Here is a 12,347-nt window from a genome sequence, read left to right on the forward strand (position 1 = left end):
GGGTCACCACAGCCCCAGCGAGTTCCCAGGGAGCGTGGGCTACGTAGCGGTTCGCTGCGCGGTGAGCAAGACGGCCGCGAGGGTCCCGGCTTCGGTGATCCGTCCGTCGCCACACATGGCTACCGCCTCCTTCAAGGCGACCCGGCGCAGCTGCATATCGGCCTCGCTCGGGTCCCGTTGGTGCTCGCCGATGCTCAGCTGCCGGGCCAGGTACAGATGCTCACGGGTTCGCGCGCCGGCAGGCATCCTCCACATCTTCGTCAGCAGCTCGAACTCGACAGCGCGGATGCCGGCCTCCTCGGCCAGTTCCCGGTGTGCAGCCGTCAGCGGGTCCTCGCCAGGCTCACACCCGCCACCGGGACACATCAGCAGCCGCTGACCGCACACGTAGACGCTCTCCTCCACCAGAGCGATCCGACCCCGGTCGTCGAGGGCCACGACGCGTACGCCGTCGACCGACTCGGTGTACTCGTAGGTCCCCAGGCTTTGGTCGGTGCGCCGGACCGAATCGCGGCGCACCACCACTCGGACCCCTGTGTACTGGACGGTCGACGAGACCGTACTCCAACCGTCGATCATGGTGACTCCTCGAAGAAGTGGCCCAAGGTGATTGCCGCGATCAGCAGGGCGAGGGGGCTGAGAATGGTGAGGGCGCACAGCAGGGCGCAGCTGACGACGATCGGCTGATCGTGGTAGCGGCCGGCGACCGGTACGGCCTGTGCGCCCCGGATCCGTATGCCGCCTCAGGCTGTCAGCAGATGCGGAGGTCGTCACTGCGGCCCGCCCTGCACCGCTCCCGGCGGCGACTGCGCCACAGCCTCTTCGCCGGTCTCGGCCTGCCGGTAGGCGGCGGCCTGGAGAGTGAACATGCGCCTGTACGCCGTGTCGCGGGCCATCAGCGAGGCGTGGTCGCCTTGTTCGGTGATGCGGCCGTCCTGGAAGACGTAGATCATGTCGCACTCGACGACGTTGGCGAGACGGTGTGAGACCAGGACGGTGATCCGGTCGCCGCGGCGGTGGCCGCGCAGGACCGCCTCGTACACGTCGTGTTCGGCGAAGGGGTCCATGTGGGAGGTCGGTTCGTCCAGGAGCAGTACAGAGGCGTCCTTGTACAGTCCGCGGGCGACGGCGATCTTGGCCCAGTTCCCGCCGGAGAGTTCCTGGCCGCCCTTGAAGCGTTTGGACAGCGGCGTGGCCCACAGCTGGGGCAGCTTGGCGATGATCCGGTCGGCGCCGGAGGCGGTTACCGCACGGTGGGCGCGTTCAGGGTCGGCTTCGGTGATCGTTCCTGCGGAGATCGTGGTGTTCGCCAGCGCCGACAGCGGCCATTCGACCGGCGATTGGAGCACCATGGCCACCTGTGACTGGATGCTTTCGGCGTCCACCTGAAGGACATCGACGCCGTCCCACTCGATCCTTCCGGACGACGGCTCGTACAGCCCGGCGAGGAGTTTCGACATGGTGGACTTCCCGCTTCCGTTGGGGCCCACGAAGGCGACGGTGGTACCGGCGCGCAGCTCCATGGAGACCCCGTCGAGAGCGGGCTGGGGCGCTTCGGGGTACGTGAAGGTGACGTGGTCGACGCGGATCGTCTTGACCCCCGCCGGTGCGGTGCGCCCGGTGACGCGCGGCATGCGTGCCTTGCAGCGGTCGAGGAAGTCCAGGAGGTCGTCCACCCACAGGGCGTGTTCGTAGACGAGGTGCGTGGCCAGCACGATACGGGTGAGAGTGGACTGGCTGGCCCGGATCGCGAGGAAGGCGCCGCCACCGGCGGCCAGCGGCAGCCAGCCGACGATCAGCATCCAGGCCAGCGCGGTGTAGGTGAAGGCGGTGCCCAGTCCGCCGACCGCCCGTCCGAGCAGGCCGGTTTTCGCCTCCTGGCGGCCGAGGCGGATGTTCTCGGCCTCGATGTGCTGGGCGAGGCGCGCGTACTCGCCCAGCAGGGCCGACTGGGCGGTTGAGGAACGCAGTTCGGCGGCGGCATCGGGATCGCGCAGCAGCCAGGTCAGCAGCCAAACCCGGCGCTGGAGCGTGCTCTGGCGGACCCGGCTCAGGAAGCGGGCGCGCGCGGAGCGCACCGACGCCAGCCCCTGGGGGATCACCGAAGCGAGCAGCAACGGCAGAAGGAGGGGGTGGAGATAGGTGAGGACGGTGGCGGCGCCGAGCAGGCCCAGCAGCGCGGACGTGAGCTCCAGGATCTGGTTGATGGACTCCTTCGCGTAGTACAGGCCGCGGTCGTTGGCCCGGTTGGAGTCGTCGGCCCAGGTGGAGTCGTCGACCGCTTCCAGCCGGACATGGGCGGTCGCGGAGAAGAACTCCGTTTCGACCTTCCGGTTGATCTTGGGGGACAGCCGGGCCTGGAACAGGGAGATCCCGGTGTCGAGCACGGCGCGGAGGATCAGGAGGACCGCGACCAGGAGGAGGGAGGGGATCGCGGCGCGGACGCGGTCGGGGGTGGCGCCCTGCGCGAACAGGGCCTGCAGGACCCCGATCGAGGCGAGGAGCCCACCGGCGGCCATGACCGCGGAGGACAGGTGGAGCACGCTGACGGCGAGAGTGGCGCGGGCATCGGCCTGCCAGGACAGCAGCATCACCCGCCGCATGATCCGGGGAAGACGCCGCAGGATGCGCCACATGCTCGTGCGCGCCGCCGCCCCGTCCCACGTCGACCAGTACGCGCTCGTGAGTTCCCCGCCCGGTTCCGTGCTCTCCGGCGCCGCCCGGGCGGTTGAAGGGGGAAGGGGCAGGGCACTTCCGCGGGGGGCGGGAACACACCCGGCGGGAGGAGGAGTGTCCGTCACGGCTGCCTCCTTAAAGCAGTGGAGAGAGAGGGCAGGCGGCGGGGTGCGGGGGACGGAACACGTGCCATGGCTCGGGCCGTGGCAGCCAGCAGTACGGCGGCAGAGACGCCCGTGACTACCTGGCAGCCGAACAGGAGCTGCACGGCCCGCCGGTCGATTCGCCACGACAGCCGCGCGATCCGGTCCAGGACGGCCGCAATCTGGACGCACTTCCGCCGGAAAGAGACCTCGGCGAGCGGATTGACGGAGTAGTGCCCGCTGCACGTGATCTCCGCTGGCGGGGGCGGCGGAGGCACGATTTTCTGCTGTTCGTTCGTTGCGGCCGAGGCCAAGGCGGGTCCCCCTAAACGATCGTCCAGCGTTGTCGTGAGGCTCAACGACCACGCCGAGATATCGAACTGGTGTATTTGAGTCGCTTCGGATTTGCCGAGATAGAGCGGCCGGAGCCGTATGGGCAATGCACGGACCCAATCCCCGCAACAGGTTTGCGCAACAAAGCGGTTGGCCGAAACGCCGACAGTGGCGCCCGCGCGTGCCCGTGGGCCATGTCCACGACGAGCGCGGCGACGCTGTGGTCGACGAGCACCGCGGCCCACTCCTTCCTGCCGCCACGGTGGCCCCGACCGCGGCGTCTCGCATCCGGCAGTCACCGTCGATGGTCGCCAGCCGCGCGGTATCCGGAACGGCGGTGTTCTTGACCGTGTAAGACTGGGCAGCCTGCTGGGCGGGGCGCAGGCCCGGTGCGGGACGCCGAGGCCGTCGGCCAGGGCCGGGCGTGCGGCTTGCGTGACCATGAGGGTCATGAACTCAGTGAAGGGCGTCGCGCAGGGCCTCCTCAAATACGGGTAGCTGGTTTAGCAGCATCAGATCGGCCTCGTGCCGCGCCCTGCCGTAGGACTCAAGTGCGGCGTCGACGATGTGCGGACGCTTCACTGGTGCCGAGAACGGAAACGTCGAGCAGAGCACGGCTGCGCAGCCCACACGGAGCGAGGACACGAGGTCGTCCGCGGACGCCTCGGGGTTGGCGTCCCGATAGGCCAGGCTGAGATCGGTGTATCCGTTGAGCCAGCCCTCCACGCCGTTGGCCAGCACGCTGCTGGGGTCACAGCCCAGACGCGCGATTTCCCAGGCGAGGTACCCGGGTGTGGGCGGTCGGAAGTCCACGAACGCGGCGGCGTCGTCGTCCTTCAACAAGACGTTGGGGCCGGACAGGTCGCCGTGCAGGATCTGGACCGTCAGCGGGGGAAGCGAAGCAAGGATGCGCTCGACGCCACCGAAGAGCGCTTGCCGTTCACGCGTCGCCTGCAGCGACCATGCCTCGAACTCCCCAAGCCCGGGCCTGCTTTGGAACGCGAGAATCAGGCCCTCATAACTGTCTCGTGCGGTAGCCACGTCACACACCGCGGTGCCAGGTTTCAGGGCGGGTGCGGCGGCGGGGTGAGCGGCGAGCCGACGGTGGAGGCGGCCCACCGCGGTGCCGACAGCTGCCCACCGTGCACCCCTCAGGCCGCCCTCGGCGGTCGCGGTGTGCGGCACGTACGACCACAGGGACATCGGCTGGGGGCCGTGGGTCACGATGAGGTCGTGCTCGCGCGTGCGGGTCGCCCGCGCGGTCGCGACACCGCCGTCGGCGCAGTACTCCGACAGTTGGACCGACTCCCGCTCCAGGTCCAAGTGCTCTCGGGTGCGGTAGACCTTGGCAAAATGCCGCCGGCCCGCCTGGTCCACCACGGCGTAGTTGTCCGTCGCGGTGCCCTCCGGGATACGCGTGATGTCTGCCGGGCGCAGCCCGTACGCGAGCACCAGCGTGTCGGCGACCGCCTTGATCTGCTTTCCCTCCGCGGTGCGGCCGGGTGTGGAAGGCGCGGCGACAGGCTTGGTGGCGGGCTGGTGAGATGCGGTGTACATGGTCTCCTCGTCGATGCGCAGCGAAGTGCTCAGATGCTGAGCGGGTGGCAGACGGTCGGTTCGATCAGGCTGCGGTGGGCCGCGCCAAGTGCAGCGGGGTCGCAAGGTCGCCGGCAGACACCGCTCCGTCAACGCGGTCATCTGATGACGCCACCCTCGTTCGGGTTGTGGCAGTGCCCGAGCCCGCCCCGCACTACCACCAGCTGTCAGCGGAGGACCGGCCGACCGAGCCGACATCGTGGCGCCCTGCTACGTGAAACGGCTGACCGAGAAGTTGAACGCGGTAACCGACAGCGGTCTCTCGTTGCGAGGGTGACCGGTTCGGCATCGCATAGGCGGGGCGTAGGGCTGGCCGGCGGGCGGCGCGGCACCACGTAGGGGTGCTCGTCACATAGAGTGCGGGCGCGCGGGTGTTCACGTCGTTCACCCAAAGCTGATCTTGGATGCGTTCGCTTTCGTCTCCGCAGGCACCCCTCGGGCCGCACCACTAGGAGGAACCAGTGTCGTCCCCGCAAGTGATCACCTCCGAGGACAAGCTCGCCGAGGCGAAGAGGCAGCTGGGCTTTCCGCGTATCGTCGCGATCTGCGGCTCCACTCGCTTATGGCCGAAATGGCCGAGGCTGATCTGCGGGAGACCAAGGCCGGGAGGATTGTCGTCAAGCCGGGTTGCGACCTGAAGTCGCCGCACGAGTTCTGGTCCGATCCTGTCGAGGCTGAGGCGCTGAAAGTTCGACTCGACGAACTGCACCGGTCGAAGATCCTGCTCGCCGACGAGGTGCTCGTGGTCGGCGACTACATCGGAGACAGCACCCGGGCCGAAATCGTTTACGCCCGGTCGCTGGGCAGGCCCGTGCGGTTCACGCACCCCGAAGTCGACCCCGACGCCTGAAAGCGCTCCCCTGCACCCTCCGCGGGCATCCTCTTGGACTTGATCCTCCAGCGGGTAGCGTGGTCGTGAGGGCCAGCTCATGCGGTGGCGGAACGCATCGCGGCCGTGATGGCGGCAGCGAGAGGCTGCCGGTGGTTCATCACGTAGAAGTGATCGCCGTCGTACATCTCGTGTCCGCGGAAGTGCGTGGTGAATGCTCGCCAGGACAGCAGGCGGTCCTCGCCGATCAGCTTGTCGCGGCGGCCCCCGAACACCGAGAGCGAAACGGGCAGCGGCTCGGGCTCGTGGGGAGGCGGCGCCCAGGTGGCCAGAAGTCTGAAGTCGCTGCGGAACACCGGGGCGAACGTGGGCCAGACGGCGTCGTTGTCGAGGAGCTGCGGTGTGCTGCCGCCGACGTTCCGCAGCCAGCTGCGCAGTTCATCGTCGGACATCAGGTGAGGGCGGTCGTCGGTGCTGGCCTCGATCCGCGGGGCGCCATAGGCGGACACGCCCAGCCAGGCGGGCAGCGGGCCCCCCTCGTGATGGAGTCGGCAGGTGAGCTGGTAGGCGGTGAGGGCGCCCAGGCTGTGACCGAAGAACCCGAAGGGCCGGTCGAGCAGCGGAGCGATGGCGTTGTAGAAGTAGTCGACCAACCGGTCGCAGTCGTCGATCAGCGGAAGTGTCTGCAGGTGGCCTCGGCCGGGGGCCTCCAAGAGACAGAGCTCCCAGTCCTGGGGGAAGTGCTTCGCCCAGCCCCGATAGAGCAGGTGTGAGCCTCCGGCGTGGTGGAACAGGAACAGGCGCGCCGCTGGGTCGCTCAGCGGCCTCGGGCGGATGACCGGGTCGGTCGGCGTCTCGCCGACCAGCTTCGAGACGAGATGGGCGTGCAGCTCGGCGAGGGTCCTGGCACCGCTGATAACCACGGTGTTCTCCGGGACGTCGTACGCGTTCTCCACGCGGGTGGAGATTTCGAGCATCAGCAGCGAGTCGATGTCGAGCTCGTTAGCGAAGTGCGCCTCGGTGGCGACCACTTCGGCTTCGACTTCCAGTACGCCGGCTATCAGGGCGCGGAGTTCCTCGATGTTCACCGTCGTACTGGTCATGGGTTCTCCTCGGCTTCCTACGTGGACGGATGGGTGGTCGGTCAAGGGGTCAGCAGCAGGGCGGCTACCGCGTCGTGGTGAGGGCCTCCGGCCGCGGCGAGCACGTTCCCGATAGCGCCGCCCTCGAAGTGGGCGACCCCGGCGGCGCACTGCAGAACGCCCAGTGCCCCGGACAGCGGGCCCAACTGGGCTTCCAGGTCGATCCGGCGTGTGGCTGCGGGCAACTGACCCGCCCACGTACCCACTTCGTCCCCGAGCCACAGTCCGACGGACTTCTCCTCCGTCGCACCGGCGCAGGTGAGGGCCGCAGCGAGATCCCTGGCTCGCGCGTACCCGGCGATCGTGGCGCGCGGCCGTGCGCCACGGCAAGCGGCTGAGTCTGCCGGTTCGAGGACGACGGCGACCGCCGCGTCGGTGGACTGCTCGCCGAGCAACTTCGCCGTCACGTCGTTGGCTGGTTCGACGCCGACGACGACGGCTGCTTCGGCGCGCCCGGTCACGATGAGGGTTCGGGCCCAGGCGAGGGCGTCCAGACCGCTCGTGACCCCGTTGCAGACGGTGAGGTTGGGGCCGCGCAGCCCGTATCGGATGGCCGCCCAGCCGGCGATGACGTTGCTTGAGGTTTGGGGCAGGCCCAGTGGGCTGAGGCCCCTGACCCCTTCTCTGGCGATCGTGTCGGTGGCTGCGCAGACGCTGTCCGCATTGCCCAGGTTGGTGCTGACCACGACGGCGGTCGAGTCGGCGGCGCCCGTAAACCTGGCGTCGTCGTCGGTCAGGCCCGCGTCGTGGAGGGCGAACTCGGCGGCCCGCAGGGCGAGCCGGGACGCGCGGTCCTTGTGGCGCATCTCGCGCCCGCTGAGTCCGGTAGCCGGGTCGAAGCCGCCCTCGCCGGGCAGGGGCCCGAGGAGGTCGCCGTACGTCGCGACACCGGGGAGCGCCAGTCCGATGCCGGTGACGACGACCTTCCGGGCGCTCGGGATACTCATCCGTGCGGTACTTGTCCCGCTCATCGGGCTGCCTCAACAATCGCGACGGCGTTGATGCCTCCGAAGCCGAACGCGTCGATCTGCGCGATGGCCAGATCGCCGGAGACGGGGGAGCCCTGCACCAGGTACAGCCCCGTGGCCTCGGGGATCGGATCGGCGAGTCCCAGGACCGGGGGTACCGTCCCTTCCTTCATGGCGAGCACCGCCATCACGAGGCTGAGGAGTCCCGAGCCGCCCAGGGTGTGGCCGGTCATCGACTTGATGGCGGTCATCTGCGGACCGGGTCCGGCGCCGTCGAAGATGCGGCGCAGGACGCTCGACTCCGTTGCGTCGTTGCGGGGGGTGCCGCTGCCGTGCAGCATCACCAGGTCGATGTCCTGCGCCCGCACCCCTGCTCTGCGGTAGGCGTCCTGGACTGCGCGGGTGATGCCGTCGGCGTCGGGCGCGGTGGCGTGGTGGGCGTCGCAGTTCATGGACACACCGCGCACCCGGGCGTGCACGGGGCCGTTCCCGGTGCCGGCGCGCTGGACGACGACGGCCGCCGCGCCCTCACCCATCAGCATGCCCTTGTGCGTGGCGTTGAAGGGGCGCAGCGCGTCGGGGATGTCGTTCTGCACCCGGTCGAGCGTGCCGAAGCCGCTCTCGGTGGCTGCGTCGGTGCCCGCGACGACGACCGTGTCGGCCATGCCGAGTTCGATCATGTCGGTGGCCATGCCGAGCGCGTACAGCGTGGCGGAGCAGGCGTTGGCGAAGGTGTACGTGGTGGACGCCCCGAAGGCCGCCTTCAGGGCGGTGCCGAAGTGCAGGTCCTCGAGGGCGACGTCCGCGTCGTCGCGCCACCACAGTTCGAGGCTGCGCTGCTCGCGCATGGTGGTCCCCACCAGCACCGGTACCTGGGACAGGTCCTCGTCCAGGCCCGCGTCAGCGACTGCCTGACGGACCACGGTGGTAAGCCAGCCGGTGGCGCGCCGCGGGATGTCACCACCGCCGTCGGGCCGGTCGTCGATCTCGTAGGCGTAGGCCGCCCTGTACCGGTCGGGGTCGAACGCTCGCAGGGGCCTGCGGCTCTCCTGGCCCGCGCACAGCGCGGCGAAGATCTCCTCGGGGCTGGCACCGATGTTGGCGACGGCGGCCATGCCCGTAATGTCCGAGGTCACTGCTGTGCCGCCGCCTTCCGCAGCTTGAAGGCGGCCAGCTTGCCGGTCGACGTGGTCGGGAGCTCGTCGCGAAACTCCAGACGGGCGGGCCGCTTGTAGGCGGCAAGGCCGCCACGGATCGCGGCTACCACCGCGCGCCGAACCGTGGCCTCGTCGCATCCCGGCCGGGCCACCAGGTAAGCCACGGCCTGCTCCAGGCCGTCAGCGTCTCGGCCGCCGACCACCGCGCAGTCCTGGACCCCGTCAGTGCTGCGGATGACGCTCTCGATCTCACCCGGCGCGACCTTGTAGCCGCCCAGGTTGAGCAGGTCATCGACGCGGCAGAGATGGGTGAACGTGCCGTCCGGCGCCCGGCGCACCACGTCGCCGGTGTAGGCGCCGCCATCGGCGAAGGTGGCCGCTGCGGCCACCGGGCGGCCGATGTAGCCGAGGGCGACGGTCGGCCCGGCGATGTGCAGCCGGCCCTCTTGGCCGTCGGCGACGGGCGCGCCGTCTGCGGCGCGGACGGTCGCGGTGATCCCGGGTATCACCACCCCGAAGGTGCCCGGACGCTCGTTCCCCGGTGGTGTGCCGACGACGATGTGGAGCACCTCGGTTGCGCCGAGGCCGTTGCGCAGTTCGGCCTGGAAGGCGGTGCGGATCCGCTCGCTGAGCGGGCCCGGCAGATTCTCGCCCGCCGACACGCACAGCCGCACGGAGTCGACCGCTGCCGTCTCGGATGTGTTCAGCACCGCGGCGTACAGCCGTGGGACGGAGAACAGCACGGTGGGGCGGTGGTGTTGCAGAGCGGCGGTGAGTGAGTGGACGTCGACCGCGCCGCGGATCAGTGCAACGCGGGCGCCGGCCGCCAGAGGGCACAGGACGGAGTTGCCGAAGCCGTAGCCGAAGGACATCCGGGCGCTGGACAGCACGGTGTCCTCGGGAGTCAGTGCCAGGACCAAGCCGACGCCGTCGGCCATGGCCGCGATCGCCCCCGCCGAGTGCCGCACCCCCTTGGGCATGCCGGTGCTTCCGGAGGTGTACTGCACCAGCGCCTCACGCCCCGCACTCCAGGCGGCCGGCGGCCCAGCCTCCTCCGGGCGCCGTGCGGGGCCGGGCTCGGCCGTCGTCAGAGCGGCTCGGACCTCGGCGCCGGTGAACCGGGGCGTCGTGACGAGCAACTCCTCCAGGGCGCGTTGCCGCTCGGGGGCTGCGTCCAGGTGCACCATCGCGGCGGCGCAGTCCTCGGCGATGTAGCCGACCTCGTCGTCCGTGAGCTCCGGGCTGATCACCACGGGGACGCAGCCGTGCCACCACAGGCCGAGGACGGCGACTACGGTCGCCACGGAGTCGTCGGCGACCAGGAGGCCGCGAGCCCTCTCGGGCACGCCCGCTGCCCTGAGCGCGCCCGCGTACCCGCGGGTTGCCTCCAGGAGGCCCGCGTAGGTGATCTCCCCGGCCTGGGGGTCGAGGTAGCTGGCCCGGTCACCCCGGCCAGCGCAGACATGGCCCGCCACCATGAGGTCGATCAGGTCGACATCCCGGAGGGTTTTTGCCCGCTCGCCGAGCACGGCCGCCGCGGCGTCCAGGCTGGTGAAGGCTGCTGCTTCCTGCGCCGACAGGGCCCCGAACTCGCGCTCGACCGCGACCACGACCACGACCTTCTCCAAGGAGCTCATGCCGAGTTCCTCATAGAACAGGGCACCAGGCGCGATGGCTTCCTTGTCCACCTCAAGGACAGACGCCACGATCTCTCGCAGTCTGTCGCGCGCTATGTCGATGTGTTCCACCGGCGGGAGTCCTTTCCGAATCTTCGTAGCCGAGAAGCGGGATCAGGGTGGGTAGAGAGAACAAGCAGGCGGCCTGCGTGCGGGGACTGCGCCGTTCACCAAGACCCGAGCCAGGCGAAGACGCGGGAACGGGGTGAGGTGCGGCAGTCCTCCGCGGGTTGCTCAGGCGCCCAGGCCTACCTCGCAGGGGAAGGACACAGACACGCCCAGGGGCTCCTCCGTGAAGATGACCCTCTTACCGAGCGCGGACATGAAGCCGAGCTCGAAGACGGTCCCCCTTCCGACACGACCGCCCGGGTTGCACACGACGACAGCGTCGGCCTGCCTGAAGGCGTCCATGTGCACGTACTTGTGCCGCCACGTGTCGCGTTTGTTCTTCAACGCGGGCTGGTAGTCGAAGAGGATGAAGTCGGTGCCCTCGGTCTCCGGCTTGATTCTGGTGCTGCGGGGGCTGAGCACCTGGGTGCCGGTTTCCCGCAGCTGGGTGATGGTGCCCTCGATGTGCCCCAGGGACTGCTGGAAGCTGCCGCAGACGACTGCCGTCCGAAGCTCCCGCCGGATCAAGCCTTCCACCATGTCGCTCGAGCCGCAGGCGGACATGCCCGTGTCCAGGTAGAACCGTTCCAGCTCGGGCCCCACGATGTTGAAGTAGAGGCCCGTGTCGACGTAGAAGCTGTTGACCAGCGTGGCCGCTTCCGGCTGCGGGAGCTGCTGGAAGACCCCGGTGGCGTGCACCCGCGTGCTCTTGTTGTCAACGGTCTCGGTGAACTCCTTGAGCCCGGCGCAGAACTCGCCAACGCTGTCCCCGTGCGCCACGCCGGTGAGGCCGGCTCCGAATGGAAGCCGCTCCCTCGCGAGTAGCTGCAGCTCGCCGCTTTGGAGGCGGTAGACGCTGACGCGTTCCGAACCGAAGTGGACCAGGACCCTGCCTTCTGTCACCACTGTGCTGTTCTCCTTCTTTTCGATCCGTCGCGTTGGGAGCCGTCAGCCTGCGGGGAATCAGCCGCGAGAGATGCTGCGGAGGGCGGCGCAGCTAGTCGTCTTCTCCACGGAAAGTACTGAGGTACTTCTCGGCAAATTCTTCTGTTCTCGCCCCGTTGTATTGCGTGATGAAGCGCGGGTGTTCCAGGGGGACGATCTTTTTGAAGAAGCGCTGACCCTCGTTCACCTTCGAGAGGAACTTGAAGTTCTCGCCGCTGCCGATGCAGTAGCACACCGAGGTGTCGGTTCCAAATGTGACCTGACGCTCTAGAGCGTTGACAAGGAATGTGTGCAGAAGCTCCAGCAACTTCTTGTTTTCGTAGAAGTTGCAGTTGACCTCCCTTCCCTGGCCGTTTGTTTTCACCAGTCCGAGAGGGCACACAAAGCTCATGACGAAGTCGGCGTAGAACCTTGCCCGGCCCCCGTAGCGCCTGATGACGTCGTGCAGGAACCCGGCGGAGGGCCGGCTCACCGCATAGCCGTCGACATCGACTCCCGTTTCGCTTTCGAGGAGCTTGGCGTCTTCGAACGGGACCCCGGTCACGGCCGTGCCCCGTCGGGCGGGCGAGCTCCCCAGCACCAGACGGCGCGGCCTGTCGTCGTCGTAGTACTTGCGGTAGAACGCGGTAGTCACCTCGTGGACGCGCTCCTTCTGGGGGCCGCTGAACGGGTTGAGGACCGCGAATCCGGGCGGCAGTTCAAGCGTCGTCTCCGCAAGCTCCTGGTTGAACTGCAAGATCCGATCGGCAACGGTCATTTGCCCGTTCATTGCAG

9 protein-coding genes and 2 pseudogenes are annotated in these 12,347 nt (G+C 68.9%); 1 reads left to right on the plus strand and 10 read right to left on the minus strand.

Features of this window, described 5'->3' with window-relative positions; translation table 11 throughout:
* Nucleotides 1–39: 39 nt before the first annotated feature.
* The 4 genes and pseudogenes from ACQPZG_RS32020 to ACQPZG_RS32035 all read right to left on the minus strand — a co-directional run bounded on the left by ACQPZG_RS32020 (nt 40) and on the right by ACQPZG_RS32035 (nt 4,850).
* Nucleotides 40–579, minus strand: a complete 540-nt coding sequence (locus ACQPZG_RS32020; protein ID WP_433549176.1) for an NUDIX domain-containing protein — start codon at nt 577–579, stop codon at nt 40–42.
* A 191-nt stretch (nt 580–770) separates the two neighbouring features.
* Entirely contained in the window at nt 771–2,591 is a 1,821-nt protein-coding gene (locus ACQPZG_RS32025) for an ATP-binding cassette domain-containing protein (protein ID WP_433549629.1), read from the minus strand.
* A 266-nt stretch (nt 2,592–2,857) separates the two neighbouring features.
* Nucleotides 2,858–3,133 (minus strand): annotated as a pseudogene (locus ACQPZG_RS32030) (ABC transporter ATP-binding protein); the annotation flags it as partial.
* Nucleotides 3,134–3,608: 475 nt separating this feature from the next.
* Nucleotides 3,609–4,850, minus strand: a complete 1,242-nt coding sequence (locus tag ACQPZG_RS32035) for a phosphotransferase enzyme family protein (protein ID WP_433549177.1) — start codon at nt 4,848–4,850, stop codon at nt 3,609–3,611.
* 359 nt (nt 4,851–5,209) lie between these two features.
* Between ACQPZG_RS32035 and ACQPZG_RS32040 the strand changes: the two are divergent.
* A pseudogene (locus tag ACQPZG_RS32040) lies at nt 5,210–5,598 on the plus strand (hypothetical protein).
* 77 nt (nt 5,599–5,675) lie between these two features.
* Here the strand turns inward: ACQPZG_RS32040 and ACQPZG_RS32045 are convergent.
* The 6 genes from ACQPZG_RS32045 to ACQPZG_RS32070 form a co-directional block, all read right to left on the minus strand.
* Nucleotides 5,676–6,680: an alpha/beta fold hydrolase gene (locus ACQPZG_RS32045; protein WP_433549178.1), complete on the minus strand. Its 1,005-nt coding sequence runs from the start codon at nt 6,678–6,680 to the stop codon at nt 5,676–5,678.
* 41 nt (nt 6,681–6,721) lie between these two features.
* Nucleotides 6,722–7,666 (minus strand): beta-ketoacyl synthase N-terminal-like domain-containing protein, encoded by a 945-nt coding sequence (locus ACQPZG_RS32050; RefSeq protein WP_433549179.1) that lies wholly within the window; start codon nt 7,664–7,666, stop codon nt 6,722–6,724.
* Nucleotides 7,667–7,686: 20 nt separating this feature from the next.
* On the minus strand, nt 7,687–8,823 hold the full coding sequence (locus ACQPZG_RS32055; protein WP_433549180.1) for a beta-ketoacyl synthase N-terminal-like domain-containing protein: 1,137 nt from the start codon (nt 8,821–8,823) through the stop codon (nt 7,687–7,689).
* Nucleotides 8,820–10,592 (minus strand): AMP-binding protein, encoded by a 1,773-nt coding sequence (locus ACQPZG_RS32060; RefSeq protein WP_433549181.1) that lies wholly within the window; start codon nt 10,590–10,592, stop codon nt 8,820–8,822. The genes ACQPZG_RS32055 and ACQPZG_RS32060 overlap by 4 nt, the downstream gene beginning before the upstream one ends.
* Nucleotides 10,593–10,754: 162 nt before the next feature.
* Nucleotides 10,755–11,531 (minus strand): nucleoside 2-deoxyribosyltransferase, encoded by a 777-nt coding sequence (locus ACQPZG_RS32065; RefSeq protein ID WP_433549182.1) that lies wholly within the window; start codon nt 11,529–11,531, stop codon nt 10,755–10,757.
* Between the two features lie 94 nt (nt 11,532–11,625).
* Nucleotides 11,626–12,330: a uracil-DNA glycosylase family protein gene (locus ACQPZG_RS32070; RefSeq protein WP_433549183.1), complete on the minus strand. Its 705-nt coding sequence runs from the start codon at nt 12,328–12,330 to the stop codon at nt 11,626–11,628.
* Nucleotides 12,331–12,347: the final 17 nt, after the last annotated feature.

Source organism: Streptomyces sp. CA-294286 (assembly GCF_050947155.1).
In the GTDB taxonomy this organism is placed as follows: Bacteria; Actinomycetota; Actinomycetes; order Streptomycetales; family Streptomycetaceae; genus Streptomyces.